General features: G+C 73.2%; 19 protein-coding genes. 6 read left to right on the plus strand and 13 right to left on the minus strand.

The genetic code is table 11. The features are described 5' to 3' along the window. Positions 1-47 precede the first annotated feature (47 nt). Positions 48-1,964, minus strand: a complete 1,917-nt coding sequence (locus tag ABD976_RS16150) for a primary-amine oxidase (RefSeq protein WP_345363877.1) — start codon at positions 1,962-1,964, stop codon at positions 48-50. Between the two features lie 153 nt (positions 1,965-2,117). On the opposite strand from ABD976_RS16150, the gene ABD976_RS16155 reads away from it, so the two are divergent. Together ABD976_RS16155 and ABD976_RS16160 are read left to right on the plus strand one after the other, a co-directional pair. After that, complete coding sequence (locus ABD976_RS16155) at positions 2,118-2,711, plus strand: TetR/AcrR family transcriptional regulator (RefSeq protein ID WP_345363879.1); 594 nt, start codon at positions 2,118-2,120, stop codon at positions 2,709-2,711. A gap of 71 nt (positions 2,712-2,782) precedes the next feature. Continuing rightward, positions 2,783-3,055 carry an FAD-dependent oxidoreductase gene (locus tag ABD976_RS16160; RefSeq protein ID WP_345363881.1) on the plus strand — a complete coding sequence of 91 codons (273 nt, stop codon included), beginning with the start codon at positions 2,783-2,785 and terminating at the stop codon, positions 3,053-3,055. A gap of 192 nt (positions 3,056-3,247) precedes the next feature. Here ABD976_RS16160 and ABD976_RS16165 read toward each other — a convergent pair whose 3' ends face one another. After that, positions 3,248-4,570 carry an alkyl sulfatase dimerization domain-containing protein gene (locus ABD976_RS16165; protein WP_345363883.1) on the minus strand — a complete coding sequence of 441 codons (1,323 nt, stop codon included), beginning with the start codon at positions 4,568-4,570 and terminating at the stop codon, positions 3,248-3,250. Between the two features lie 97 nt (positions 4,571-4,667). Between ABD976_RS16165 and ABD976_RS16170 the strand changes: the two genes are divergently transcribed. After that, positions 4,668-5,858 carry a PucR family transcriptional regulator gene (locus ABD976_RS16170; protein WP_345363885.1) on the plus strand — a complete coding sequence of 397 codons (1,191 nt, stop codon included), beginning with the start codon at positions 4,668-4,670 and terminating at the stop codon, positions 5,856-5,858. 96 nt (positions 5,859-5,954) lie between these two features. Here ABD976_RS16170 and ABD976_RS16175 read toward each other — a convergent pair whose 3' ends face one another. Then, positions 5,955-6,617, minus strand: a complete 663-nt coding sequence (locus tag ABD976_RS16175) for a class I SAM-dependent methyltransferase (protein ID WP_345363887.1) — start codon at positions 6,615-6,617, stop codon at positions 5,955-5,957. A gap of 248 nt (positions 6,618-6,865) precedes the next feature. Between ABD976_RS16175 and ABD976_RS16180 the strand changes: the two genes are divergently transcribed. After that, positions 6,866-8,107, plus strand: a complete 1,242-nt coding sequence (locus ABD976_RS16180; RefSeq protein WP_345363889.1) for an FAD-dependent oxidoreductase — start codon at positions 6,866-6,868, stop codon at positions 8,105-8,107. Between the two features lie 47 nt (positions 8,108-8,154). On the opposite strand, the gene ABD976_RS16185 is transcribed toward ABD976_RS16180, so the two are convergent. The 9 genes from ABD976_RS16185 to ABD976_RS16225 all read right to left on the minus strand — a co-directional run bounded on the left by ABD976_RS16185 (position 8,155) and on the right by ABD976_RS16225 (position 22,181). Further along, positions 8,155-9,708: a SagB family peptide dehydrogenase gene (locus tag ABD976_RS16185; protein WP_345363891.1), complete on the minus strand. Its 1,554-nt coding sequence runs from the start codon at positions 9,706-9,708 to the stop codon at positions 8,155-8,157. Then, positions 9,705-10,694 (minus strand): thiopeptide-type bacteriocin biosynthesis protein, encoded by a 990-nt coding sequence (locus ABD976_RS16190; RefSeq protein WP_345363893.1) that lies wholly within the window; start codon positions 10,692-10,694, stop codon positions 9,705-9,707. Before ABD976_RS16190 ends, ABD976_RS16185 begins: the two co-directional genes overlap by 4 nt. Beyond that, positions 10,687-13,320: a lantibiotic dehydratase gene (locus tag ABD976_RS16195; protein ID WP_345363895.1), complete on the minus strand. Its 2,634-nt coding sequence runs from the start codon at positions 13,318-13,320 to the stop codon at positions 10,687-10,689. The genes ABD976_RS16190 and ABD976_RS16195 overlap by 8 nt, the downstream gene beginning before the upstream one ends. A gap of 15 nt (positions 13,321-13,335) precedes the next feature. Continuing rightward, on the minus strand, positions 13,336-14,919 hold the full coding sequence (locus ABD976_RS16200) for a SagB family peptide dehydrogenase (RefSeq protein WP_345363897.1): 1,584 nt from the start codon (positions 14,917-14,919) through the stop codon (positions 13,336-13,338). Between the two features lie 19 nt (positions 14,920-14,938). Continuing rightward, the gene (locus ABD976_RS16205; RefSeq protein ID WP_345363899.1) at positions 14,939-16,936 is read right to left on the minus strand and encodes a TOMM precursor leader peptide-binding protein; all 1,998 of its coding nucleotides are present in this window, start codon (positions 16,934-16,936) and stop codon (positions 14,939-14,941) included. A gap of 1 nt (position 16,937) precedes the next feature. Beyond that, a complete protein-coding gene (locus ABD976_RS16210; protein ID WP_345363901.1) occupies positions 16,938-19,001 on the minus strand; it encodes a TOMM precursor leader peptide-binding protein in 2,064 nt (687 codons plus the stop codon). A gap of 188 nt (positions 19,002-19,189) precedes the next feature. After that, complete coding sequence (locus tag ABD976_RS16215; RefSeq protein ID WP_345363903.1) at positions 19,190-19,363, minus strand: thiomuracin/GE37468 family thiazolyl RiPP peptide; 174 nt, start codon at positions 19,361-19,363, stop codon at positions 19,190-19,192. A gap of 627 nt (positions 19,364-19,990) precedes the next feature. After that, the gene (locus ABD976_RS16220; RefSeq protein ID WP_345363905.1) at positions 19,991-20,944 is read right to left on the minus strand and encodes an acyl-CoA thioester hydrolase/BAAT C-terminal domain-containing protein; all 954 of its coding nucleotides are present in this window, start codon (positions 20,942-20,944) and stop codon (positions 19,991-19,993) included. Between the two features lie 130 nt (positions 20,945-21,074). Beyond that, positions 21,075-22,181 (minus strand): thiopeptide maturation pyridine synthase, encoded by a 1,107-nt coding sequence (locus tag ABD976_RS16225; protein WP_345363907.1) that lies wholly within the window; start codon positions 22,179-22,181, stop codon positions 21,075-21,077. A gap of 190 nt (positions 22,182-22,371) precedes the next feature. Here ABD976_RS16225 and ABD976_RS16230 point away from each other — a divergent pair, with 190 nt between their 5' ends. Both ABD976_RS16230 and ABD976_RS16235 read left to right on the plus strand, forming a co-directional pair. Continuing rightward, complete coding sequence (locus ABD976_RS16230; RefSeq protein WP_345363909.1) at positions 22,372-23,571, plus strand: macrolide family glycosyltransferase; 1,200 nt, start codon at positions 22,372-22,374, stop codon at positions 23,569-23,571. A 54-nt stretch (positions 23,572-23,625) separates the two neighbouring features. Continuing rightward, positions 23,626-24,396 carry an FkbM family methyltransferase gene (locus ABD976_RS16235; RefSeq protein WP_345363911.1) on the plus strand — a complete coding sequence of 257 codons (771 nt, stop codon included), beginning with the start codon at positions 23,626-23,628 and terminating at the stop codon, positions 24,394-24,396. A gap of 71 nt (positions 24,397-24,467) precedes the next feature. On the opposite strand, the gene ABD976_RS16240 is transcribed toward ABD976_RS16235, so the two are convergent. Further along, positions 24,468-25,919: an MFS transporter gene (locus ABD976_RS16240; RefSeq protein WP_345363913.1), complete on the minus strand. Its 1,452-nt coding sequence runs from the start codon at positions 25,917-25,919 to the stop codon at positions 24,468-24,470. Positions 25,920-25,995 lie beyond the last annotated feature (76 nt).

Here is a 25,995-nt window from a genome sequence, read left to right on the forward strand (position 1 = left end):
GAGCGACGGTAGCGGAACCTACTCAGCGGTAGATACCGCCGAGTAGGTCATTGCGCCCCGCAGTGCCGCGGGGGTGGCACGTCGAGGGCCGGGTTGCGGTCGAAGAAGCCGACCGGGCGCAGGCGGAACCCGGTGCGGTCCACCGGCATGATCGGCCAGTCCTCCGGGCGCGGGACGTGGGTGAGCCCGAAGGTGTGCCACAGCACCACGTCCTCGCCGTCGAGGTCGCGGTCGGCCGCGGTGTAGGCGGGCAGGCCCGCCCCGCCGGGGTGCTGGTTGACGAAGTCCCCCGCGGGGTAGCGCTGCGCCGGGTCGTAGCGGGTGACCCACAGGTGCCGGGTGGCGAAGGTGGCGCGGCGGGCGATGGACGAGCCCGGATCGGCCAGCAGCGTCGGCAGCCCCTCCGGCACCAGCGCGTAGCCCACCGGCCGTCCGACCTGGTTGCGCCGCTCCGGGTTCACCACGTGCCACGTGCGGCCGCGCTCCGGCGCCGCGTCGCGCTGGGCGGCGGATTCGGAGGCCAGCACGGTGCGCGTGGTGGTGAAGGCGTTGCCGCGCGGGTTCTCCGGCCCCATCGCCACCCGCTCGACGTCGACCTCCTCGACCCGGTTGCGCACCCCGTCGACGGCCATGTCCAGCCGGGCGCTGAACAGGTGCTGGTGCAGCGGCCCGCCGAGCCCGGGCGCCAGCGGCGCGGCGTAGGGGTACTCGCCACCGTCGTGCGCCGAGGTGAACACGATCCCGGTGGCCTTGACCTCGCAGTCGAGGGTGCCGTCGAGGTGCAGGTACCAGTAGAAGCCGTAGTCGTAGTTGCCGATGGTGGTGAAGAACGAGATGACCAGGCGCCGCTGGCGGCGCGTCTGCGCCGCCCCCGACCACAGGTCGGTGTGCTTCCACAGGACGCCCGCGTCCTCCTCGTGGATGCAGACCGCGTTGCGCAGCACCTTCGGTTCGCCGCGCGCGTCGGAGATCACCGCGTCCAGGTAGGTGATCTCGCCGAGGCAGTCGCAGCCCAGCTCCAGCGCGTTGGCGCAGCGCCCGACCAGGTACTCGCCGGTGTCGAAGTAGTTCTGCCAGGACCGCACCGGGGACGGGTCGGCGTAGGGCACGACCATCTCGGCGATCGACGCGCGGTGCACGATCGGCCGGGTGCCGCCGCCCTCGTCGAAGCCGACCTGGTGCAGCACCAGCCCTTCGCGCGCGTCGAAACCGACCCGCAGCGACCACTTCTCCCAGCTCAGCAGGTTCCCGTCGAGGGTGAAGCTCGGACCTTCGGGCTGGCTGATCGCGATCTCCCGCTGGGTGGTGCGCGGCGGTCCGGTCACCGCCGGGTCGTCGAAGTCGCCCGAGCCGCGCGGCACCGGGACCGGGCCGCGGTCGATGACCCGGTCGACGACGCGGTTGAGGGTGTCGACGTAGGCCACCAGCCCGTCGATCGGATGGGCCCAAGCCGAGCCGGTGGGGTGCTCCTGCAGGAACGCCAGGCCGCGCAGGATCCGCCGCCCCGCCTCGTCCGGGTACTCGTCGGCGTAGACGCCCGCCGACAGCGGGGCCACCCGCACCTGCCGGACGTCGAGCCCGCGCTCGTCCAGCGCGGCCAGCCACCGCTCGTCGGTGGACAGCAGTTCCTCGACCAGGCTGAACTCCTCGTCGAGGACGGGGAGTTGCCCGCCGGTGGCGGGGTCGAGCTCGGTGACCGACAGGACGGTTCCGGCGGTGCCGTCCACGAGCACGTCGCGGGAGGTCTGCGCCGCCAGGTCCAGCAGCAGGGCGCGGAACCGCCGCACCACCGGTGCCCCCGGGGCGTGCGCGAGCAGCTCGTGCTTGGGCGGTTCGTCGAGGCCGACGTGCGCGAAGCGGGTGTCGGCGGTGACCAGGCCCGCCTCGGCCAGCGCGCGGTGCACGGCCCGGATCTCCTCGGGCTCGATCGGATCCAGCGGGTGCGGTGCGGAGGTTCGCGGCATGGGGCACTTCCTCACTGCGGGGCTCGGGGCGGAGAACAGCGCTGCGGGATCGGGAACGTGCCGGACTCGGGCCGAGGTTACTGAGCGCTCGTACGAAAAAGAAGGTCCGATCGGGTTCTAGGCTGAGGCCCCACCGACCCGATGGGAGGACGCGTGCCCAAGATCGTCGACCACGAGGCGCGCCGCCGCGCGATCGTCGACGTGGTCTGGCGGTTGATCGCCGCCGAAGGCCTCGACGCGGTGACCACCCGGCGGATCGCCGAGGAGGCCGGGTTCGCGAACGGGACGCTGCTCTACTACTTCCCGACCAAGGACGCGGTGCTCGACGCCGCGTTCCGGCACGTCGTCGAGGCCACCGACGCCCGGGCCGACGCCGCCGACCCGGACCGGCGGGGGCTCGACGGGCTCCGCACGCTGTGCCTGGAGATCATGCCGCTGGACGCCGAGCGCCTCGCCGAGGCGCGGCTGGCCGTCACGTTCTGGCAGCAGGCCCTGCACTCCGCATCGCGGGCCGCCCTGCACACCCGGTCCACCGACCGCTGGCGGGCGGAGCTGGCCGCGCGGCTGGCCGAGGCCCGCCAGGACGGGACGCTGCGCGCCGACGTCGACCCCGGCACCACCGCCGACGAGCTGCTGTCCGCGCTGGTGGGCTTGCAGGTCCTCGCCGTGCTGTCCCCGGCGCAGACCACCCCGGACCGCCAGCTCGCCCAGCTCGACGCACTCCTCACCCGCCTCCGCGCGCCGTAGGCCTCGCTGAGCGGGGCGACCGCGCGACCGGGATGGTGGTACCGGCGGACACCGGGGCGGGGAGGGAAGCGATGGCGGCGAGCGCGGAGGTCGTCGTGGTGGGGGCGGGGCTGGCCGGGCTCGCCGCGGCCCGGCACCTGCACCGGGCCGGGGTGGCGGTCCGGGTGTGCGAGGCGGCGGAGCGGGTCGGCGGGCGGGTGGCCACCGACGAGGTCGACCTCCCGGTGCGCCTGGGCTCCGGGCGCTACGTCTGCGGTGATCACCGGGACACCCCGTCGATCCGGGGTGCGTTGGTCTCCGGACGGCGGGCGGCCCGCGCGGTGCTGGCGGACCTGGGGCGCTGACCGGTCAGGTGTCGCGCCGGGGAGCGCGGCCGAGCAGGTGCCGCAGCACTGGTTCGAGGTCGGGATGCCGGCACCGCGGTGGGAACGGGGAAAGCCGCCATGCCTGGAGGACAGGCCCGAGGTGGGGCGCGGCGGGCGGGTTCCCGGAACGGGGCCCGCTCCGGCCGAACGGTGCACTTCGGACGGTGCTGGTCACAGCGCCGCCCACGAGGTGCGTTCCGGGCCGTCGGCGCGCAGCGCCTCGTCGCGGTCGCCGCCGTCGAGCGCCGCCCGCGATTCGGCCACCGCCCAGCCGTAGACCCCCTTGGCCATCGTCGAGGTGGCCGCCGCGCGCAGCGCCACGAACACCTCCACCCGGGCGGCGTGCGCGAGGTGGTCGGCCGGGTCCGCGTCCACGGCGAACTGCGCGAGGTGACCGGCCAGCCGCAGCTCGCCCGCGGCCAGCAGCTCCCGCGCCCGCTCGGCGAGCGCGGCGCCGCCGCCCGCGAGCCGGGCGATCTCGCCGGCCAGGTCACCGGTCGGCGCGGGCTTGAGGTGCGCCGGGTCGCCGTCGTACCAGCCGCCGTAGTGCCGCCAGACGTTGCGGACGATGAACTCCGGTTCGTCGTAGGACGGTCTCAGGTACGGCTTGCGCAGCAGTTCGTCCGGAGCGGTGACCTCGCGCAGCACCTCGTCCAGGGTGGCGCCCGCGTTCATCGCCGCGAGGGTCTGGTCGTGCAGGGTCTGCAGCAGCTCGGCGGTGTCGAGCAGCGCGGTGCGCACGCGTTGCGCGCCGACGATGGGGACGCCGTGGCCCGGCAGCAGCAGTTCGGCGTCCAGGGCGGCCATCCGGCGCAGCGCCTGGGCCCATTCCAGGGCGTAGCGCTGGGTCTTCTGCGGGTTGCCGGGATTCGGGCAGGACCAGATGAACAAGTCACCGGTGCACAGGATCCCCCGGTCCGGCAGCCACGCGGTCAGGTGGTCGTCGGTCTCGCCGCGCGCGTGGCGCAGCCGGACCGACAGCTCGCCCAGCCGCACGGTGGTCGCCTCGGCCACGGTGAGGTCCGGGAAGCGGAACTCCGCGGGCCACTCGATGCCGGGGTTCTGGAACTGCCGCTGGTTGATCGTGCTGTTGTAGCCCTGGCTGGCCTGGTAGCGGCGGAACCGGTGGGGCACGTTCTCGTGCGCCAGCACGGTCGGTCGCGGCAGACCGCGCCGCGCGGCGTCCGCGTCGAACGGTGCGGTGCCGAAGACGTGGTCGATGTGGCCGTGGGAGTAGACCGCGGTGTGCAGGGCGGCGTCGGTGCGGGCCCGGGTGGCGGCGAACAGGTCGGGCGCGGTGGCCGCGCTGCCGGTGTCGAAGCAGAACAGCCCTTCCGCGGTGGGGAAGACGTGGACGTTGCCGAACGCGGGCCACGTCCACACGTCGGGCGCGACCTCGTGCAGCCCCTCGGCCCGCAGGGCGCCGGAGTGGTAGGCCTTCATGGTCTCCTCGCCGCGCCACACGCGGTCGGCGTAGTCGAGCAGATCGGTCACGGTGCCTCCTCGGACGACGGCGTGGTCCCACCCTGGCCCGCGCACCCGCGACCGAGGTATCGCCCGATGTCCACTCTCCGCCCTAGACTGCTGTGACATGTCACAACCGCTGCTGGACGCGGTGGAGCGCCGGTTGCCCGCCGCGGCCGATCGCGCGGTGCGCGAGTACGTCCGGCGGTCGGCGCGCTACCGGGGGCGGTGGCCCGAGCACGTGCGCGAGCACATGGCCCACTCCTGCCGGGAGAGCGCCCGGTTGGCGCTGCGCGCGGTGCGGGAGCAGCGCTCGCCCACCGGGGCGGAGCTGGAATTGCTGCGCGAGCGCGCCCGGCAGCGGGCCGACGAGGGGCTGCCGGTGGCGGACTTCGTCACCGCCTACCTGGTCAACATCCAGATGACGTGGGAGGAGCTGGCGCGCGCCGCGGGCGGAGCGGTGCCGGGGGAGCTGGGTGCGGCGCTGCTGCACCGGATGCACGAGATCGTCGACGCCGCGGTCCAGGCGCACCAGCAGGAGCACCAGCTCGTGCACGGCGAGGAGCGCTTCGCGGTGCACGAGATCGTGCAGGCCCTCGTCGCGGGCGGGTCCGCCGCCGAGCTCGCGCACCGCTTCGACGTCCGGCTCGCCGACGCCTACGGGGTGCTCGCCGTGCGGCTCGGCGAGCACCCCGCCACCGGCTCGGCCGCCGACGGGATCGGTCGCCGGATCGCCGAACGGCGCGCGTTGCACCGGCTGGTGGCGGGAGTGCACCGGCGGCTCGGCACCCAGGCGCTCACCGCCCTCGACCCGGACGGCGGACTGGTGCTGCTGCCGTCCGCGCCGGAGGGCTCCGCGCACGACCTGCGCGCGGTCCGGGAGGCGCTGCCCCGGCTGCGGGCGGCGACGGGCGCACCGATCGCCGCCGCCTTCGCGCACGCCCCGACGCGCTCGGCGCTGCCGGGCGCCGCGCAGCAGGCGCGGGACCTGCTGCGGCTGCCCGGACGCCGGGACGACGACGTCGCCGTCCTGCCCGACCTGCTGCTGGAGTACCAGCTCAGCCGGGACAGCGCGGCGCGCAGCGGGCTCACCGCGCTGGCCCGGGAACTGCGCCGGAGGCCGGAGCTCGCCGCGACGCTCGACGCCTACCTCGCGCACGACTTCAACCGCCACCGCACCGCGCGTGCGCTGCACGTGCACCCGAACACCGTGGACAACCGGCTCTCCCGGATCGCCGCGCGCACCGGCGCCGACCCGCGCACCGCCCGCGGCCTGCTGCTGCTCGCCGCCGCCCGCACCGCGGAGCTCGCCGAGTAGCCGCCGTCAGCACGGGCAAGGCGTGGACCATCGACGTGCGTCCGGTCCGGACGAGGGGGCGTCGGCGGAGCGCCTCGACGGCGAGGAACTCCGCCTTCAGCCGGGTTTGGTCGCGGTGAGCACCAGCAGGATCCGCCGACCCACCAGCCAGGACGCCCACGGCACCTCGGAGACCAGATCCGGGCCGCCGGTGAACTCGTGCCGCTGCGGTCGTCCGAACCCCGCCGCCGTCACCCAGGACGCGTAGTCGTCCACCGAGTACGGGTGGGCGACCAGCCGGTACGCGGCGCCGTCGTTCTCGAACTGGGCCGACATCCCCGTCGCGGCCAGTTCCGGGTGGAACACCGAGAACACCAGCCTGCCGCCCGGGCGCAGCACCCGGTGGAACTCGGCGACGACCCGATCCGGGTGCTCCAAGTGCTCGCCGAGCAGCGCGCAGCACACCGCGTCGAACTCGCCGTCGGAGAACGGCAGGGTCTCCTGCAGGTCCGCTTCGGTCAGCGGTACGTCGGGAAAGGCGCGACGCGCCACCGCGAGCATTCCGGAGGAGAAGTCCACGCCGTGCGGCCGCGCCCCGGCCGCGAGCATTCCCGCGAAGTTGCGCCCCGTCCCGCACCCGGCGTCCAGGACGTGCTCGCCCGGCGCCGGGTCGAGCAGCCCGATCACCTGCTGGGCGTCCACGGCGACGACGGGGTTCGGCGTCCGTTCGTAGGACTCCGCCCAGAGGTCGTACCCCGCCTTCGTCGTGATGTCGTGCATCTGCATCCTGGACCGCCCGAGGGGTAGTGTGAAACAGTCTGCGGTGGCTGTGGTCCGAACTGGGGAGGATTCCGCCGAACCGCGAACTCGCGTCGCGTGAACCGTTGTCCTGGAACGCGATTCAAGGCCGATCGTCGCGGGCCGCAGTATAGCGTCCGCGTCATCCGGCCGGCAAGGAAAGCGGAGCGCGCGGGCCCAGGCACGGCACACCGCCCTACTCGTCCGGAAGCACAGGAGGCCACGGGAGCATGTCCGGAGCATCGTTGAAGGTCCTCGTCGTCGGCGGTGGTATCGGCGGCCTGTGCCTGGCGCAGGGGCTCAAGCGCGCCGGGATCGACGTCGCCGTGTACGAACGCGACCGCACCAGGGACGACCGGCTCGAGGGCTACCGGATCCACATCGATCCGGACGGGGCGAAGGCGCTGCACTCCTGCCTGCCGGAGAAGGTCTGGGCGGAGTTCACGGCCGGCACGGTGGATCTCGGCAGCTTCCGCTTCCTCACCGAAGGGCTGCGGGAACTCATGGAACTGGAGCCGGACGCGCACCGCGTGCCCGACGGTGGGCCGACCTCGCGCTCCCACGCCATCGACCGCGTGACGTTGCGCGACATCCTGCTGACCGGACTCGACGACGTGCTGCACTTCGGCAAGAAGTTCGAGCGCTACGAACGCACTCCGGACGGGGTGGTCGCCCACTTCGCCGACGGCAGCACCGCGACCGGTGACGTCCTCATCGGCGCCGACGGCGTCGGTTCGCCGGTGCGGGGCCAGTACCTCCCGCAGGCCGAACGGGTCGACACCGATGCCTTCGGCATCGGCCTCAAGCTGCCGCTGACCGATGAGGTGCGCGCCTGGCTGCGCCCGCCGCTGTCCACGGGGCGCTGCATGATCATGGCCCCGGCGCCGTACTTCCTGTCGGTGTCGGTCTTCGACCGGTCCGCCGAGCGACCCGGTTCGTCCGGGGACGACGCCTACGTCGGCACGGCGTTCGTCGTGCGGCGCGGCGCCTGCCCGGCCAACATCCACGCGCTCGACGGAGCCGAGCTGATCCGGCTCGTCGGACGCATGATCTCCGGCTGGCACCCGGATCTGCGCAGGCTGGTCGCCGAATCGGACCCCGGTAGTGCGCTGCTGGTGCCGTACAAGACCTCCGTGCCGCTGAAGCCGTGGCAGAGCACCAACATCACGCTGCTGGGCGACGCCGTGCACAGCATGTCGCCGGTCGGTGGCATGGGCGGCAACACGGCGTTGCGCGACGCCGACGAGCTCCGCGGTCAGCTCGTCCGGCTCGACGGTGGCGCGGTGTCGACCGAGCAGGCGATCGGGGCCTACGAGACCGCGATGCTCGACTACGGCTTCGCCGCCGTCCGCAAGGCGCTGCGCTACCAGGACCAAGGGCTGCGGAGCGGCACGATCGCGACGTCGCTGTCCAGGGCTTCGTTCCGCGCCATGAACGGCATGATGCGGCGGCGCGCTCGCGCCCGGTCCTGATCCCCGCGCGGTGGTCGTCCCGGCCGGACGTCGGGGCGGCCACCAGGTCAGCGCCAGGAAGCTTCGTAGAAATCACCGGGCGCCCGGCCGGAGCCGATCATCACCTGGATCAGGCTGCTCAACCCGGTGCCGTCGAGGCCGAGCAGCCGGTGCGTGCGCTGGACGTCGTAGCCGAGGCTGGCGTGGCAGCGCAGCCCCAACGACGCGGCGGCGAGGTAGAGCCGCTGCACCGCGATGCCCGCTTCCATGTTCTGCATCCGGAACCACCGGTCGCCGTGGACGTCGAATCCGGCTCCGTAATGGCCGACCGGGTAGACGCACAGTCCGGTGTGGTCCATGTTGAACAGCTTGATCAGCAGCGAGTCCTGGAGCTCCGCACCGATGTCGCCGGTGCGCACCCGCTCGAGCCCAGGGCCGCCGGACCACCCGGGCCGGTAGCGGTAGACCCCGGGCGCCACCCCGGAGACCCGGTTCACCGCGCAGTACAGGGCGGTGTGCCGCAGCGATGCGCCGGACTCGTCGGCGAGGTCGTTGCGGTAGCCCTCGGCCGCGGCGGCCAGCAACGCGGACACCGGCTCCGCGGGCAGCTCGGCCGGGGCGAAGTAGCCCATCGAGGACCGGCGCTCGTGCAGGCCCGCGAGCAGGTCCACCGCGCGCTCGGGCAGCGCCACCGTCGGACCGGGTGCGGTGACGTGATCGGGTACCGCCGGTGCCGACCGCACTTCGGTGGCATCCGGGAGCCGTGCGGCGCGGTGCACCCGGGCCTGCAACGGCTGGGCGTCGAGCGTCCACTCCCGCTCCGACTTGGAGGCCGTCCCGGTGCGCGAGGCCTCCGCGGTCCCGTCGCGCAGCGGGCGGAGCGGGCCGGGTCCCCGCCCCGGGGCCTCGTCGATCGTGATCGCCGCGTAGACGCTCTCCCGCATCGGGTCGAGGCGCAGCAGACCGTCGAGGTCGTCGTCGACGAAGCGGTAGCGCACCCGGGCCGGGCCGAGCCGGGGGGCGACCGCGAGCACCTGGCCGACCAGCACGCCCAGGTCCAGCGCGCACAGCCGGTAGGTCAGCTCGCCGTACTTGAACGCGTTCTTCCAGAAGAAGGCGGTGACCAGCAGGGTCAGCGGGAGCCGCGCGGCCGGTGCGCCCAGGCCCGCCGCCAGCTCGCCGGTCCAGTCGCCCTCGCGCAGCGCCACCAAGGCGTGGTGCGCGGCGTCGTAGTGGTGCACCCCGGTGGGCAGCGCACCGCCGGGGCCGGAGACCACGTAGACCTCACCGGGGAATCGGGAACCGCCCGAGGGCACCGGGCGCAGCGAGTTCCTGGCCAGCTCGGCCCCGCCGCCGGGCTCGGCGCCACGGGTGCCGATCAGGCGGCGCAGCGCGTCCGCGGCGGTCCACCGGTAGCGCGTCACGCCGTAGGAGTCCAGCAACAGCTCGCCCACCTGGCCGGGGGTCTCGTCCAGCGGAATCCGCGGGCGTCCCCGGTACAGCTTGAACTGGCCGGGGGCGTCGTCCCACTCGACATCGCCGGGAAGCGGGGAGCTCTCGACGAGCTCGACGTACTCGCGGGCGGCGGTGCCCGCGCCGGTCCGCCCACGTCCGGGGTTCACCGCGCGGCTCCGGTGATCTCGGAGACGGCCCGCCGCAGCAGGTACATCAGGTAGGACTCCTCCGGCAACGAGACCCCCAAGCGGTTGTTGTGCATGTGCGAGCAGAACAGCAGCACGCTGGCCAGCGCGGTGTCGTAGCGCTCGTCGGCCGCGGCGGTCACCAGCACGTCCTCGGGTCGGAACGCGCCGCGCTCGCGCAGCCGCACGAGCTCGTCGCGGAGCTCCGAGGTGGTGGCGACCCACCGGCCCACCGCGGTCCCGGTCCGATCGGCCACCCCGCCGTCCAGCAGCCGCGCGACCAGCCCGGTCAGGTGCTCCCGTTGCCGCTGGTACTTCGCCTCGAAGACGTCTTCGCCCGTGGTGACGTCGCCGAACACGAGCCGCCGCCCCCAGTCGCGCTGCCCGGTGGTGAGGTAGGCGGCCACGCCGTCCACGCCGTCGGCGGCCACCACCGCGCCGGCGAGCATCATCGCCAGTGCCTGACCGGTGCGTTGGGCCTCGCTCATCCCGGCGGTCAGGAGCTCGGCCACCAGCTCGCTGGAGGCGGTGAAATGCCGTTCCACGGCACGCATGGCCCCGGGCGTCCCACCGTAGCGGGCGAGCTCCGGTTCGTACGGCACGTCGCGTACGGAGTTGTTCGGCCGCAGCGGTTCGGCGGCGTCCTGGCCGCGCTCGACGCCGACGAGCGGTTCGGCGATCCGGAGGTAGTCCGCCTCCTCGACGACCGCGCGCGAGGGGTGCCGGGCGAGGAACGCGCCGACGTGGCGATCGAGCCGCGCCCGGACTTCCCGAGCGCGGTCCTGCGAGACCGGTGCGATGCGCAGCCGCAAGTGCGGGCCGCCCTGCCAGTGCCGGACGAAGAAGTGGCCGCCGGTGAGGCCGTCGGCCGCCAGCTCGGCCAGCAACGGCCGGACCGCGCCGGTGATGAGCCCGTCGAGCGGGTCGTGGTAGTGGACGTGCATGCTGATCCAGCCGGTCTCATCCATGGCGGCCCACCTCGACGACGAATTCGCTGGCGCGCGGGCGGCCGTGCTCGTCGCGCAGGAGCAGTTCCGCCGGTCCCGGCAGCGCCTCCTCGAAGACGAGCAGTTGGTCGGTGCTCCCGGCGACTTCCTCGAAGACGTTCAGGAACAGCTCGCTGGAGAAGTCCACGTACACGGGCTTGCGGGTCTTGTCGAACAGGCCCGCCACGCGGGAGCGACGTGCCGCCTCGCCCCGCGCGGCGATGGCCCGCACGAAGCACCGGTGCGGGAGACCGTGCCGCCGCCGCCAGCGGTTCACCGCGAGGAGGTGGTCCACGCTGCCGCGGTTCTCCCGCCGGGGCAGGTCGGCGGCACGCACCGACCAGGCGGCCCGGTTGAGCACGAGGCCGCCCAGAGCCAGCCGCGGATGGCGGCGGACGCCGTCGCGCTCGCCGCTGGGCGCCGCGGTGGCGAGCTGCTTGACGAACTCGAACCGGGGCACCGCTTGGCCGAACATCTGCAGCAGGAACCGATGCGCCGCGGGCAGCAGGAACTCCACCATCACGCCGAGGTGCACCGGTAGGACCTCGAAGCCGCGGCTGCGGGAGAGCAGGCGCAACTCGCCGACCGCGGGATCGTGGGCGACCACCAGGTCACCCAGCGGAATCCGCTGCTCCGGTGGTCGGTCGCTGGTGCTCGCCGGGTAGCTGATCTCGTAGTGGGTGGCCGGATGCGTGAGGTTGAGGTTGGAGCCGACGGTGCCGGTCACCTCGGCCGGAACCCGCTCGCCCGGCAACGGCCGCCGCGCCGGTGCGGGCGGACCGGCCACCCCCGCCGTCCGGCCGAGCCGCAGCAAGCGGGCCCGGCTCCGGCCGAATCCGGTCATCAGTTCGTTGAGCACGGCCCGCTCCCGGATCGCGCCGTCCGCGACGGGTTGCAGGTAGCAGGCCAAGGACTCGATCGGCCGCACGAACTCCGGCAGCCCGTCCAGCAGCGCGCGCACCGCGTCCGGCTCCCACCGCCGCACGCCGGTGCCGTCGACGGACGCGCCCGCCACCGCCGCGACCACCTTCTCCTGCCAGTCGGCGAGTTCGTCGAGCCGGGGAAGACCGGTGCGGGGAACCGGAAAAGCCCGCTCGTAGCAGGCCAGCAGGTCCGCACCGCTGACCCGGGCGTCGGGCCGCGCGGAGGCGCTCAGCGCGGCGCTGAAAGCGCCGTAGAAGTCGAGCAGCGGCACCCGCGCACCGACGCCGAAGTGATCGGCGAAGAAGGCCTCGGCGGCGATGCGGCCGGGGAGGAAGCGATCGTAGAGCCCGGCCAGCCGTCGCACCAGGTCCAGTTCGCCGAAGGTCTCCCGCCACGTCCGCGGCGGCACCACGGGGGTGTCCTCGGTGATCAGAACGTCCTCGTAGAACGCGTTCTTCGGGAACTCCTCGCCCGAGGCGGTCCAGCCCAGCAGGTCGTAGACCTCGCGCAGGCGGTCGTCGATCGACGCGGCGCGGGTGCGGCGGTCGTCGGGTCCATCGATCCCGCCGTAGCCGTCCAGTTCCGCGCGCAGCCCCGCGAGCGATCGGCGGGCTTCCACGACGCGCTGCTGCGGGAACCGGGCGAGGGCGTCGACGAGCCGTCCGAGCGGGTCGTCCGCGTCGTCGGGGATGCCGAAACCGATCTCGACGAGCCCCATGTCGATGAGCCGGTCGAGGAAGGCGCCGACCGCCGCGTCCCGGCCACCTCCGTCCACTGCGGACAGCGCGCGCACGACGCCGCCCCAGGTGCGGTCGTCGCCGTGCCCGATCTCCGCGAGGAACCGCCGCAGCGTCGCCGAGGCGGGCAGTTCGAGCAGCGCCTCACCGCCGTCGCGGCCGAGGAAGCGGACCGCCCGGTCGTCCTCGACGGCGCTGCTGTTGACGGCCACCGGCAGCGTCGGTCGGACCTCCGGCCAGCTCGCCAACGTCCGCGGGATCTGCTGCTGGGTGAAGGCGTTGAGCTCCACGACGCTGCGCCACCGCGTCCCGGTCGTCCACCGCGGCGATTCGTCCGCGCCGGCCCACCGGCCCAGCGCCGCACCGGTGAACGTGCTGTAGGGGCTGGTTTTGGACGCCATCCGGGCGAGGTACTTGGCCAGCTTGCGCTCCAGCTTGCGGTCCGCCCGGTGCGGTCCGGCCTTGGACAGGCTTCGCCGCAGGTCCTCGCTGGCCAGCACCAACCCGCGCCGGAAGTCGGGGGCCGTGGCGATGTCGTGCAGGGCGTGGCGCTGTTCGTCGGCCTCGGCGTCGAACCCGGCCGCGGCCCGCTCGACCAGCGCGTCGCGCTCGGTCACCCGCCGGTGCCAGGTCCCGGCAGCCGCGGCGACCGAGCCGGGGAGCGCGCCGAGCAGGTCGGCGTCGACCAGGCCGGAACGGGGTGCCCGGTTGCGGTGGACGTCGCGGCGCAGGGTCAGCAGCCTGCGCCGCAGCGCGGTGTCGGTGGTGGCGCCGACGACCTCGTGCAGCGCGTCGGACAACTCCTCCTGGTGCTCGTCGAGCCACTGCTCGGCGTCCAGGGCCGCCTCGACCAGCGCGGCCGTCCGGGGAGTGCGCAGCCGGTCCAGCACCTCCAGCGGCAGTCCCGCGACGCGCACCACGAAGGTGGGTTCGACGTGGACGTCCATCGGCGGCGGCCCCTTTCAGAACAGGACCGGGAGGCCGTGCTGGACCCCCGGCCGGTTGTGGGCGACGGCGATCTGGAAGAACGGGGTGAGCTTGGCGTCGTCGAAACCCAGGACCGCCCCGACTCCGGCGGCGTCGTACCCGTTGTGCACCCGAGCGGCGAGGCCGTGCGCGGCGCTGAGCGCGCAGAGCCGCTGCGCCACCAGACCCGCTTCGAGGTTGATCAAGCGATAGGCGCGGTTGCCGAAGGTGTTCGAGGCCGCGGCGTGGTCCGCGGCCAGGTACACCACCGCGTTGGTCGCGCACAGGTTGATGTTGGGCACCGGCAGCGCGCCCTGCAAGCGCATCGCGAGAGCGCCCTCGACCACCAGGTGCAGGCCGCCGTGCTCCCGGCAGAAGCGGTAGGCGCCGGGGGTCATCCCGTCGACGTCGAACACCACCACGTGCAGCGCCACGCCCGGCTCCGCCGGTCCGTCCCGCAGGTCGCACCGGTAGGGGCTGGTGGCGTGGCGCAGGATCTCCCAGAAGTCGTCCCGCGCCAACGGGCGGGCGACCGGGTTGAACAGCACGTTGCCGGAGGTGCGGGCGCGCAGCGCCGCGCCGAGCTCGATCGGGTCGCGGCGGGCGGGCGGCATCGGCACCACCGCGGCTGCGTCGTGCGGGCACCTCGGCCGCGCGTCCGGCAGTTCGCGGGGGCGCTCCTCGCCGTCCGCCAGCAGCGAGTTCTCCGCGATCGACGTGAACAGCGCGTCGTGCGGGTGGACCGGGCCTTCCGGGCGGACGTAGTCGTGCGCCACCGGGGCGGGTACCGGCGGGGGCGGAGGTGGTGGGACCGGTCCGGGCTCATCGGCGGAGGCCGACCGCAGCGGCAATGCGGCGAAGAGCTGTTCCTCGCCTTCCCGGAGGCCGAGGAGGGCCCCGGCCCGCCGGTCCGGGAACTGGTAGTGCACCGCGCCGCGCAGGCCCAGCGCGCCGGCGACCAGCAGCGCGTTGCCCGCGACCATGCCCGCTTCCTGCGCGCACAGCCGGTAGGAGTAGCCGCGGTACTTGAAGGCGTTCTTCCAGAACAGCGACGACAGCAGCAGCACGCACCGGACGTCGTCGAGCCCGGTGCCGAGCAGGTGCCCGAGTTCGCCGCGCAGGTCACCACCGCGGAGCAGGGCGAGCGAGTGGTGCAGCGGGTCGTAGTGGTAGAGGCCCGCGGGAATGCCCCCGGTGCGAGGGATCCACAACGAGAGCTCGGTGGGGAAGTAGCACCGGGCCGAGGGGACCACCCGGTGGTACGGCCACACCGCTCCCGGACCTTCGTCCCAGCGGGAGAAGCCGTACGCGTAGTACAGCAGCGCGGCGAGCACCCCGTCGGGCTCCCCGCCGGGCATGTCCCCGCTCGTCGGGACGTCCGCGAAGCAGCGGCGGGCGTCGCCGATCTCCAGCGGGAGCCCTTCCGGTAGCCGGTACCGCGGCACGCCCCGGTAGACCTTGAACGGCAGCGGATCAGCGCCGATCGGGTCCTCCGCCAGTACTTCGGCGAACAGCTCCTCCGCCTCGTGCACGGTCCGCCGCAGGTAGTGCTCCCCGATGTCGAGGTCCCAGTTGCCCATCACCCCTCCTGTCCTGGCGTCACGGGAAGGGGTGCGGGTGCGGGTTGATGTCGGCGTCGGTGAGCGGGCGGTCGTAGTAGCCCAGCTCGTGCGGGATCCGGTGCAGCCGCTCGAACCCGCGGTCCCGGCGGCGCTGGTGCCCGAAGGTCATCGGCAGCGCTCCCGGGATGATCACCTTGACGCAGCGGAAGTCCCCGGCGCGGTGCTCGGGCGTGGTCTGGTCGACGACCACGACGTCGAGTCCGGTGCGCTGGTACTGCTCGAGCACTTCGGCCAGGTCCGCGCTCAGGTCGGCGTTCCTCGGCTTCTGGTAGTGGTCCTTGAACGCGTCGGTGAAGGTCTGGCTGCCCGGCGTGTCCAGCAGGAAGCCGAAGCGGTCGAAGACCTCCGGCGCGCCGTTGAGCGCGGCGTGGTCCTCCATGGACACCACCGCGTACGGGTCGGCCAGCATCCGTTCCACCCGCGCCCGGTTCCGCCGGTGGAACTCCGGTGGCCTGCTCACCAGCGGACCCAGCTCCATCAGCGCGTTGATCACGGCCTTCTCGGGGTCGAGGTTGGACCCGGAGGAGCACAGCACCTTGGGCATGTCCGGCATCCCGGTGCGGTCCACGGCCATCACCCAGAAGCACGGCACGCCCTGCTCCAGGGTGATGTTGAAGACTTCGATCGAATAGCCGGAGAAGGCCTCGATGCTCTCGATCACGAGCGGGACCGACGGTCCCGGCGCCGAGCGCGGGTCGATCCGGGGCGCGGGCAGCCGCGCGTACCAGGTCATCAGGAAGGCGTCCCGCTCGGCGACTTCGAGGATGCCGTGCAGGACGGCCTCCTCCAGGCACCCGCCGAGCGCGCAGCCGTTGGAGATCTCGTAGACGAACGGGTGGTCGCGCGTGTTGCGGTACACGGTGCCGTAGTAGGCGTAGTTCTCCGGCACCAGGACGGGCCTGCCCCGGGCGAAGGAGTACCCCCACACCCAGTTGAAGGCCAGGTCGTGGTGGTAACGCGGGTACGGGAACCCGGGACGCGCGTGCAGGTCCTCGGCGTGCAGCCCGAGCGTCGTCGGATCCAGCGCGTCCTCGCCGAGCTCGCGATAGCTGGCGCGCACGGCGGTGCGCTTGCCGCCCGGTTCGATGCCCCCGTAGCGCTCGATGCCCTCGGCGACGGCGGTCAGCCTGCTCGCGGCGAAGTCCAACCGGTGGCCGTAGCCGACTTCGGTGCGGGTCGTCGCCCGCAACCCCATCGGTGCGCTGGAGCTGGGGAAGACGCTGCGCCCCTCCTTGTAGACCGCGCGCAGCAACCCGGCCTCCGGATCGACGTAGATCCGGTGCAGCCGGTCCTCCTCCCCGGCCAGGGAACGCACCCGGTAGCCCTCCGGGGAGACCTTCGGCCGCGGCTGGAGCTCGATCACGGCGGCTTCCCGGGAATCCTCGGGCAGCGTGCCGCACCGTTCGCACAGCGGATCGGGCAGCCACCGGTGCACGCTGGTCCGCAGGTCGTCCAAACCGAGCCGGAGCAGAGCGCCGCGGGTGGTCATCGCGGAGCGGTCGGCGGTGAACCGGGAGACTTCCCGTTCGACCAGCGTGCTGACCAGGTCCGCCGCGAAGGAGGTCAGCCACAGCGCCCCGATCGTCGACATCCCGTCGGGGTGGGACGCCAGCGCCTGCTCGTAGTCACCGTGGTCGTCGCGGGCGCGCAGGCGGCGTCGTTCCACGCACACCTGGCAACCGCCGTCCGCCGGAGACGTGCACGGCCCGACGATCGCCGCCCCCGGCGTGACGTAGACGGGCAGCAGCGGCACTCCCGTCATCAGCGACCAGTCGTTCCACCGGTGCTGCCGATCCCGGTCCCAGCCGTCCTCGACCAGGAGCAGCAGGTCGATCTCGGCGTTGTCGTGCTGGTCCGGCACCACCACCCGGTGCTCCTCGGCCAGCGCTCGCCGGATCGCCTCGTGCAGGGCGCCTTCCCCGACGAGGCCGATCAGGGCAGGTCCGGCGCTCATCGCCGCCACGTCCGCGGGCAACTCAGTCCTCCTCCACGAGTACGACGTTGACCAGGTGGAGCACCTGGTCCAGGACCGGGTCGTGGTCCAGCGGGACCACGACCGGCCGGTGTCCGGCGTCCCGCAGGTTTCGCACCAGCAGCTCCTGCACGTCGGCCCAGCCCTGCGGAGCCGCAGGGGTCACCTGGGCGACCGGTGCGTCGTCGCCGAGCGCCTCGGGCAGGTCCGGTAGTTCCCCGATGTCGGCGGCGTAGTCCGGCCACCGCTCGGTCCGCGCCTGGTCGTGCCGCAGCGCCTGCTCCAGGACGGATTCCAGGAGCAGTGCGGTGTCGAACCCGGAGGCGCAGCCGACGGTGGTGCTCCCGACGCGGGCCGCGAAGGTCGGTACCCCGAGCACGCCGGTGATGTCGTGGACCACCACGTCGACGCCGAGGACGTCGAGCATGGTGGTGAACCGGCGGACCCGGTCGGTGCGCTCCAGCGAGCCGGGGTCCACGCGGGGGAAGGCGGTCCGCGCCCCGGCGGCCTCGGCGGCGGTGATCCGGGCGACCTGCGCCAGCAGGCCGCGGCCCACCGCTTCGGCCCAGGTGAGTCCGGAGGCCAGGCCGGGCGTGCTGCGGTGCGAGGGTGCGGAGCCGGTGAGCGAGGGGAAGGCGGTTGCGGCGGGCAGCTCGCGCGCTCGCGCTGCGACCAGGTCCCATCCCCAGGTCAGCGGTGCTTCCGCGGACCCGGCCAGCCTGCGCCGGTCGACCACGCTCGCGGCGTAGAGCTCGCAGGCACGGCGGGTCGTGCGTTCGCGTGCCTCGGTGAAGTCGGTGGACACCTCGACCGCGGCGGACCGCTCCTGGTCGAAGTCCGGCGCCAGCACGGCGTTGGCGTACTCCGCGCGCGACACCTTCAGCGGGAGCTGGCCGAAATCACCTTCGTCGAGTGCGCCGAGCAGACCGGTCGCCGCGTCGAAGCAGCCGGCCGCGGCGGTCGAGAAGGCTTCGGCCGACACCGCGGGAGCCTCGGCGCGCTGCCGGATCGCGGCGGTGAACTCCCGTTCCCCGGCCGGGACCGGGTCGCCGTGCGCGGTGCACAGCGGGTGGGCGGTGACCGGGTGGACGCTGCTCTGCAGCGTTTCCAGGTCGAGCCGGACCACGGCGCCCGCGGTCTCCACCGGACCGGCATCGGTGCGGTGCTTGAACACCTCGAACGCGAGGTGGTTCGCCACGATGGCCGCGGTCGGGCCGGCGAGGAACTCGCTCGGGACGACGTCGGGGCTGTCGGTGAACGGCGCACCGGGCCGGGGGTTCCGGCCCAGCACGCGCAACCACGCGCATTCCCAGCAGACGTCGCCCCGGCCCGGGGCGACCAGCGGGCCGATCCAGGCGACCGGTCCGTCGACCACCGCCTGGGCGAACACCGCGCCGCGTTCGAGGCAGGCCCGGTTGAGCCGCCGCGCGCGGTCGAGCATCGGCGCGTCGGACACGTGGAGCACCACGTCGAACGGTGCGATCGCCGCCTCCGCGGCGTCGCCCGGATCGGGCAGCACGTCCAGGGTTTGCCGCGGATCGCTCTCCCGGTTCCGCGCGGCGAACTCCCGGACCTGGTCCAGGCCCGCGTCCGCGCCACCGGTGCGAGCCCAGCGGACCTCCCGCACACCGGCGTGCAGGCACGCCCGGGCCAGCGCGGCGCCCGTGCGACCGGAGCCGATCAGCAGGACTCGGCTGTCGCGGAACACCTCGAACCGGTGCGCGGCCGAGTCCTGGTAGTAGTCGATGAACGCGATGCCGGACTCGTAGGCGGCGAGCTCCCGCTCGTCCAGCCCGTGTGGACGGTCGTCGCCGACGTCCTTGACGAAGCCCTTCGCGACCAAGCCGTCGATCAAGCCGGTCACCATCCGCTTGCGGTCTTCGGAGAGGTTCTCGGTGATCTCGTCGAGGGTGTGCGCGCCGGTGAGGAACGGGGCCAGCTTGTCGACCCACTGGTAGACGTGCTTGCCCTCCAGCGTCAGCGTCCCGCGGTTGCTCACGAAGTAGATCCCGTCCGACGACGGGAGGTAGAGCGTATCGTTCTTGAGCTTCGGCTTCACTTGCTCCATCCAGGCATCGCACGGGTTCACGGCAACGAGGTGGGCGCACGGCGAGCACGGGACTCCGGACGACGGCGCCGGCGAAACAACGGGTCCGGAGCCCCGCGCCCGCCTGTGCGGCAGGCGAGCAGAGCAGACCTCACCTATCCGGGAGGGATCGCGTGGCGATCAGCCCGGATGTCCGCGGTGGAGTCGGATCAGCCGCACGGGCAGCAGCAGCAGCTGCAGGTGCAGCAGCAGCAGCCCGCGGAGGCGCCGACCTCGGTCATGCCGTGGCCCATGCCCAGCGACTGCAGGTCGCCGTCGGCGTCGCCGCCGAAGGCGAGGCTCTCCACCTCGAGGTTGTCGAGCTCGAGTTTCAGACCTTCCATGTCATACCCCACGTTCGGTCATAGGAATAGATCATTCGTCAACGCGCTTTCCCGGGACCTGGCGTCGACGAGGACTTTGTAGCACGTTCCTCGATCGGCTGTCATCGGAATGCCTTGGTTGAAAGCGCTCCTATTTTCGGGCGGTGTGGAATTCTGGTGGGCGCGACGAAACAGCGGGACCGCCCGCCTGCGCGTTGCCGGTTCCGCTGCTGGTGGTGGTGCGCCGAACAGAGCAACAGGTGCGGCCGACCCGCTAGTAGCAATCGGGTTTCGGTTCGCCGCGGCGCTCCGGTTCGATAATCTGAGAAATTGCTGATAATTCTTTTGAAAGTCGGAGCGTCGTCCCGGTCCGCGCGGCAGGAATCGGCGGTTCGCCGGATCGAGCGCGATCGGGGTCGATCCGGCGAATCAGGTCGCCGGAACCCCGGACCTCGACGTGGCGAATCGCTACGGCATTCCTCGGTCGGCGGGCGTCAGCCCATCGCACATTCCCCGGGACGGCCAGCCGACTTCTTCGCAGTTCGAACCATGTGTTCCCCCAGCAGTTCGGTAGCGCGGCCATTCTTGCCAGTCCGGCCGCGGCACGTCAACCGGTTTCGGCGCTCGTCCGGCGCGCCCGGTCCGCCGTCAGCGTCCGGGGCCGTCCGCGCGGGGCCGCGCCGCCGGACGCGACCGCGCCGAGGCGAGCACGTCGAGCACCCGCGGCCAGGCATCCCGGCTCGCCGCCTCGTCGGCCTCCGGGGACCCGCCCATCCGCAGCCGGTCGAAACCGGGCCGGCGGCGGCGCGACGCCGTGCCCGGCACGCCGAGCAGGTGGCCGGCGTCGAGGTAGGACAGGTGCCGGTGCGGGAAGGGGTGGCCGTGGTCGGCCAGCCGTGCGGTGATCCGGTCGCCGAACAGCCCGGACGGCCACAGCTCGTCCCGGCCTCCGCTGAGCACCAGCACCGGTCCGCCGATCCGCTCCACCTCGATGGTCGCGGCCCGCACCGCGGCGTCCTGCTGCATCGCCCGCTCGAAGAACGAGCGGAACGACATCGGCTCGCCGTCGAGGAAGCCGGCGAAGGCGGCCGCGTCGGCCGCGGTGGGCGGTGCCATCGGGACGAAGGGCACCGGGGACCCGCCGCGGCTCCACGACGAGCGGGGTGCGGCCATCATCGCTCGAGGGTCCGATGGCACGGCTTGCCAGGCCACGCTGCTGGGCACGTAGGCGACGACACCGCCGACCAGCTCCGGATGGGCGGCTGCCAGCAGCAGCGCCAGTTCGCCGCCCCGCGAACGTCCCAGGACGGCGATCCGCTCCGGGTCGGTTCCCCGGTGCCGGGCCAGCCATTCCAACGCCGCGGTGCCGTACTCCAGCGGGATCTCGACCAGATCGCGCGGTAGCGGCGGTGGCCCGAAGAAGGCCAGGGCCAGCGCCGCGTACCCCTCCCCGGCGAGCCGGGCGGCGGCGTGCTCGGGGACCAGCCCTTCCGAACCGCCGAGCACGAGCACGGCCGGGTGCGGTCCCGGCGTGGCCGGACTGTGCAGCACGCCCACCAGGCCGCGCTCGGATATCGGGACCGCCACCACCTCTTCGCCCACGCGGCCAGCCTAGTCGCGCCGCGCAGCACCGGTCAGCGGTTTCGCGGGCCTCGTCGCCGGCCGCGCGGCCCCTCCGCACGGCCGGCGACCGGCCACCGCAACGCCACGGGGGCGGTGCTCACCACAGCGCTCAGGAGGCGACGAAGTCGTGGGCCGAGATCCCGTAGTGCTCCTCCACCGCGTCGGAGATGAGGTGGCACAGCAGGAACCGCTCGACCGGGCGCAGACCGATCCGGTTCAGGTGGAGGTAGAGGTAGTTCAGCGCGAAGCGGTACCCGAGGAAGGCCGGATCCCGCTGCAGCTGTTCCATCCGGCCGCCTTCGCCTTGGAGCAGTTGGTGGAAGGTGCTGTGCGCCAGCATCCCCTCGTCCCAGCCGCGCCGCTCGGCACCACCCTGCTCCGGACTGCGCTGCGCGGCGGCGAACGACAGCTCGCCGGAACCGATCAGCGGCTCGGCCGCGGCCCGGTAGCGGGCCAGCACGGCGACCCAGTCGGTGATGAACGGGACGTCCCCACCACCGCCGTCCAGGCAGGCCAGCACCGCCGTCAGCCGCTCCCGCAGGAGGAGCGACTGCGCGCGGTACCGCTCCTCGCAGAACGCCCGGCGCGCAGCGGGATCCGCCGCCCGCACGATGAAGCCCTCGGCGTGCGAGCGGTAGGAGATGAAGCCGCGGTCGATCCCGGGCCACAGCGCGTGCGCCGTGGCCAGCATGAGGTCGAGCGCCAGGACCAGCCGATCACCGCCGGCCCGGACGTGCGCCAGCATGTCGAAGGCGGTGTCGTTGGTCTCGTGGTAGAAGTCCTCCAGCAGCGCCGCGGCGGCCGCGCCGCCCAGGACCGGCACACGCCGGTCGTGCGGGGCGTGCTGGACGGAGTTGTCCGGGTGCAGCGGGGTCAGCGGCCCGGGTTCCTGCTCCTGCTCGGCCAGTCGCCGATGGGTGGCCAGCAGCGCTCGCTCATCGACCCGCGCCGTCGAGGGATGTGCGGCGAGGTACCGGGTGATCTCCCGCTCGGCGGTGGGCACCACGGTGTCGTCCGGGGCGCGGAAGGCCAGTCGCAGGTGCGGACCGCGCAGCCAGTGCCGGGTGAACAGCAGCCGCTCGGTGCGCGCCGCCACCCGGCCGAACAGCGGTCGGACGCAGTCCAGGAGGAGGTCGTCCTTGTCCTCGGCGTAGAAGTACACCTGGAGCCCGCGCCAGGTGCCGGATCCGCCCTCGCCGGGCTGGTTGCCGTCCATGCCACTCCCCGGTGCCGTGCGGTGTCGAGCGCATTCAACCAAGGATGTGCCGCCGCGGCCAAGGTTTTCGCGGGACTGGTCCCGCGGGCTAGTCCGGCCGTAGGATGTCGGCGCGCGTTGCCGGAACGCCGTCGGGGTCGGCTCCGGCCGGTGCGCGCGGCCCGCCGCGGCGGGAGGATGGGGGACGATCTTGGCCGGGCACTTCGCCTTCGCATCGCTGGCCGCGCACGGCCACGTCAATCCGACGCTGCCCTTGGTCGAGGAACTCGTCTCGCGCGGTCACCGCGTCACCTACGCCACCGGCTCCGAACAGGCGCCCGCGGTCGAGCGGGCCGGGGCGACGGCGGTGGTGATGCCGTGGGGCGTCGAGCTCAGCGATCTGGCCGGCCGCGGTTACACCCAGGACGGACTGGTCCGCATGATGGTGGCCGGTACCGCGGAGCTGACCGCGAGCTTCGACGCGCTGGTCGCGCCGTTCCTGGCGGATCCGCCGGATTGCGTGTGCTACGACGCGATGGGGCTGCCCGGTCGCGCGCTGGCCGATCGGCTCGCGGTACCCGGCGTCGCGATGGCCCCGAACATGGTGGGCAACGAGCACTTCTCGTTGCGCGCGCTGATGTGGCCGGTCGACTTCGATCCCGCCGACCCGCGGTTGGTCGAGGTGGGCCGGGAGCTCGCCGCGTTCGCCGCCCGGTACGGTCTGTCGCCCGCAGCGCTGCGCCCCACCGACGCCAGGGCGCCGCTGAACCTGGTGTTCGTGCCCCGCGAGTTCCAGGTCGCGGGTGAGACCTTCGGCGAGGCGTTCCGCTTCCTCGGTCCGGCGTTGCCCCGCCGCGCCCGGCCCGATGCCTGGTCCCCGCCCACCGGTGACCCCCTCGTGCTGGTCTCGCTGGGCACCGTGTTCAACGACCGCCCCGACCTCCTCGGGGTCTGCCTGGAGGCGTTGGGGGGCACGCCGTGGCAGGTCGTGATGGCCACCGGCCGCGCCGCGCCGCCGGGAGCCGTTCCGCCGAACGTCGAGGTGCACCGCCAGGTGCCGCAGCTCGAGGTGTTGCGGCATGCCGCCGCGTTCGTCTCGCACACCGGCATGGGTTCCACCATGGAAGCCCTGCTGCACGGCGTGCCGGTGGTGTCGGTGCCGCAGACCCCGGAGCAGGCCCTCAACGGGCGGCGCGCCGCCGAACTCGGCCTGGGGCGCGCGCTGGACACCGAGTCGCTGACGGCGGCGGAGCTGCGCGCCGCCGTCGAGCAGGTGGTCGCCGATCCGGTGCTGCGGTCGACGCTCGACCGCTGGCGGGACCGGCTCCGGTCCGTCGACGCGGGGGCGCGGGGAGCCGATGCCCTGGAGGAGTTCCTGGCCCGCGCGCCACGTCCGCCCGGTGGCGGGTGAGCCGGGCGGTGCCGTCCTGCCGTCCTCCGATCGCGAAGGTTCAGTGGTGATGTGATGACCGGTCTGCGACTCGTCGAGATCGACGACGCGTTCTCCTGCTACAGCCCGGCGAACGGCAACCCGGTGCTCTCCGAGGCGGTGCTGATCTACGACGAGATCTTCCGCCGCGACACCTACCTGGGCGGGCTGGGCCCGATCGACCCCCGGGTCGTCGTGGACGCCGGGGCCAACATCGGCCTGTTCACCCTGTTCGTCAAGCAGCGGTTCCCGGCGGCTTCGGTGCTCGCCGTCGAGCCCGTGCCGCAGAACGTGGCGGCGCTGCGGGCGAACCTCGCGTTGCACGGCGTGTCCGGTGTGACCGTCCACGCCGGTGGCCTCTCGGATCGGGAAGGCGACGCGCGGTTCTTCTACTTCCCCGCGATGCCGGGCAATTCCACGGTGCACCTCGACGGCAAGCTCGCGGACAAGCGGACCGTCGCGACCTACGCCGGCCCGGAGGTGGCCGAGCAGGTGTACCGGCACGAGGAGTGCGCGGTGGCGGTGCGCCCGCTGTCGGCGGTCCTGCGCGGTTCCGCGCACGCCGAGGGCGACATCGACCTCCTCAAGGTGGACGTCGAGGGCAGCGAAGAAGCGGTCCTCGCCGGGGTGTCCGATGCGGACTGGCGCCGCATCCGGCACGTCGTCCTGGAGGTCCACACCGCCGGGGGCGCGCTGGACCGCGTCGCGGACCTGTTGCGGGAGCGGGGCTTCGCCGTCGAGCTCCAGGACGCCGCGGCGGCGCCGAAGGGCACCGGCACCAGGATGGTCTACGCGCGGCGGGGCTGACCGCAGACCACTGCGGGACCGCCCCCGGCCCGCGCGCAGGTTCACCTGGCGTTCGCGGCGTCGACCGGCCGTCAGCGGCCGGTGGGTTGGGGTGCGGGCGTCGGTGGGGTCGGTTCGGCGGTGGGGCGGCGGTGCTTCGGGAGGAACGCGGCCAGCACGAGCGCGGCCAGCGCGGCGCCCGCTCCGATGCCCATGATGAGCTGGAAGCCGCCCTGGCTCGGGTAGCTCTGGCCGCCGGCGGTGGTGGTCAGCTGCGCGAGCAGGGCGCCGGCCACGGCGCTGGACACGGAGGTGCCGATGGCGCGCATCAGGGTGTTGAGGCTGTTGGCGGCGGCGGTCTCGGAGACCGGCACGGCGGCCATGATCAGCGCGGGCATGGCGCCGTAGGACAGCCCGATGCCCGCGCCGATGATGGTGGACAGCAGCACCAGGTGCCAGGTGCTCGACATCAGCACGGTCCCGAGGCCGTAGCCCGCGGCGACCACGACGGCGCCCACCATGAGGGTCGTCTTGGGGCCCCGGGTGGCGGAGATCCGGGCCGACACCGGGGACATGGCCATCATCACCAGGCCGGACGGCGCCATCACCAGGCCCACGGTCAGCATCGTGCCGCCGAGCCCGTACCCGGTGACCTCGGGCAGCTGCACGAGCTGCGGGACCACCAGCGACATCGCGAACATGGCGAAGCCGAACACCGCGGAGGCCAGGTTGGTGAGCAGCACCTGGTGGCGGGCGCTGGTGCGCAGGTTCACCAGCGGTCGGCGGGTGCGCAGCTCCCAGGCCCCCCACAGCAGCAGCACGACGACGGCGGCGCCGAGCAGTCCGCTCGTGGTCGGGCTCGTCCAGCCCCAGTCGGCGCCCTTGGAGATCGCCAGCAGCAGGCACACCAGCACGATCGACAACCCGATCGCGCCGAGGAGGTCGAACCGCCCGCCGGTGCGCACCGCGGATTCGGGGACCAGCACCAGGACCAGGACGGCGGCCAGGGCGCCGAAGCCCGCCGCGACCCAGAACAGCACGTGCCAGTCGGTGCGCTCGGCGAGGAAGGCGGCGGCGGGCAGGCCGAGGGCGCCGCCGACGCCGAGGGAGGCGCTCATCAGCGCGGTCGCCGAGCCGAGGCGTTCGGCCGGGAGCACGTCGCGCATGATGCTGATCCCCAGCGGGATCACCCCCGCGGACAGGCCTTGCAGGAGGCGCCCGACGATCACCGGCACCAGCGAGTGGCTGAGCGCGACGACGGCGGATCCGGTCACCAGCAGCGCCAGGCTGGTCAGCAGCATCCGCCGCTTGCCGTACATGTCGCCGAGCCGCCCCACCGTGGGGGTCGCGACGGCGCTGGCCAGCAGCGTGGCGGTGATCGCCCACGCGGTGTTCGCGGCCGAGGCGTCGAGCAGTTCGGGGAGCCGGGGGACCAGCGGGATCATCAGGGTCTGCATCAGCGAGACCACGATCCCGGCGAAGGCGAGCACGGCCACCACGCCGGTGCCTCCCGGTGGGGCGTGGTTCGCGGACGTGCTGGGCATGGGTGGCCTCCTGGGGTTGCGTACGACGCACACATTAAATCAGTCGCTTGACTTAATCCAGCGGAGGGCGTTGACT

Origin of the sequence: Saccharopolyspora cebuensis (assembly GCF_039542665.1) — a bacterium.
Taxonomy (GTDB): Bacteria; Actinomycetota; Actinomycetes; order Mycobacteriales; family Pseudonocardiaceae; genus Saccharopolyspora; species Saccharopolyspora cebuensis.

Bases quoted from the DNA above. Each gene is read 5' to 3' on its own strand.
- ABD976_RS16175 (WP_345363887.1), bottom strand. From the start codon at position 6,617: ATGCACGACATCACGACGAAGGCGGGGTACGACCTCTGGGCGGAGTCC.
- ABD976_RS16215 (WP_345363903.1), bottom strand. From the start codon at position 19,363: ATGGAAGGTCTGAAACTCGAGCTCGACAACCTCGAGGTGGAGAGCCTC.
- ABD976_RS16150 (WP_345363877.1), bottom strand. From the start codon at position 1,964: ATGCCGCGAACCTCCGCACCGCACCCGCTGGATCCGATCGAGCCCGAG.
- ABD976_RS16200 (WP_345363897.1), bottom strand. From the start codon at position 14,919: ATGGGCAACTGGGACCTCGACATCGGGGAGCACTACCTGCGGCGGACC.
- ABD976_RS16225 (WP_345363907.1), bottom strand. From the start codon at position 22,181: ATGGACGGCAACCAGCCCGGCGAGGGCGGATCCGGCACCTGGCGCGGG.
- ABD976_RS16170 (WP_345363885.1), top strand. From the start codon at position 4,668: ATGTCACAACCGCTGCTGGACGCGGTGGAGCGCCGGTTGCCCGCCGCG.
- ABD976_RS16190 (WP_345363893.1), bottom strand. From the start codon at position 10,694: ATGGATGAGACCGGCTGGATCAGCATGCACGTCCACTACCACGACCCG.
- ABD976_RS16210 (WP_345363901.1), bottom strand. From the start codon at position 19,001: ATGGAGCAAGTGAAGCCGAAGCTCAAGAACGATACGCTCTACCTCCCG.
- ABD976_RS16235 (WP_345363911.1), top strand. From the start codon at position 23,626: ATGACCGGTCTGCGACTCGTCGAGATCGACGACGCGTTCTCCTGCTAC.
- ABD976_RS16240 (WP_345363913.1), bottom strand. From the start codon at position 25,919: ATGCCCAGCACGTCCGCGAACCACGCCCCACCGGGAGGCACCGGCGTG.
- ABD976_RS16160 (WP_345363881.1), top strand. From the start codon at position 2,783: ATGGCGGCGAGCGCGGAGGTCGTCGTGGTGGGGGCGGGGCTGGCCGGG.
- ABD976_RS16195 (WP_345363895.1), bottom strand. From the start codon at position 13,320: ATGGACGTCCACGTCGAACCCACCTTCGTGGTGCGCGTCGCGGGACTG.
- ABD976_RS16180 (WP_345363889.1), top strand. From the start codon at position 6,866: ATGTCCGGAGCATCGTTGAAGGTCCTCGTCGTCGGCGGTGGTATCGGC.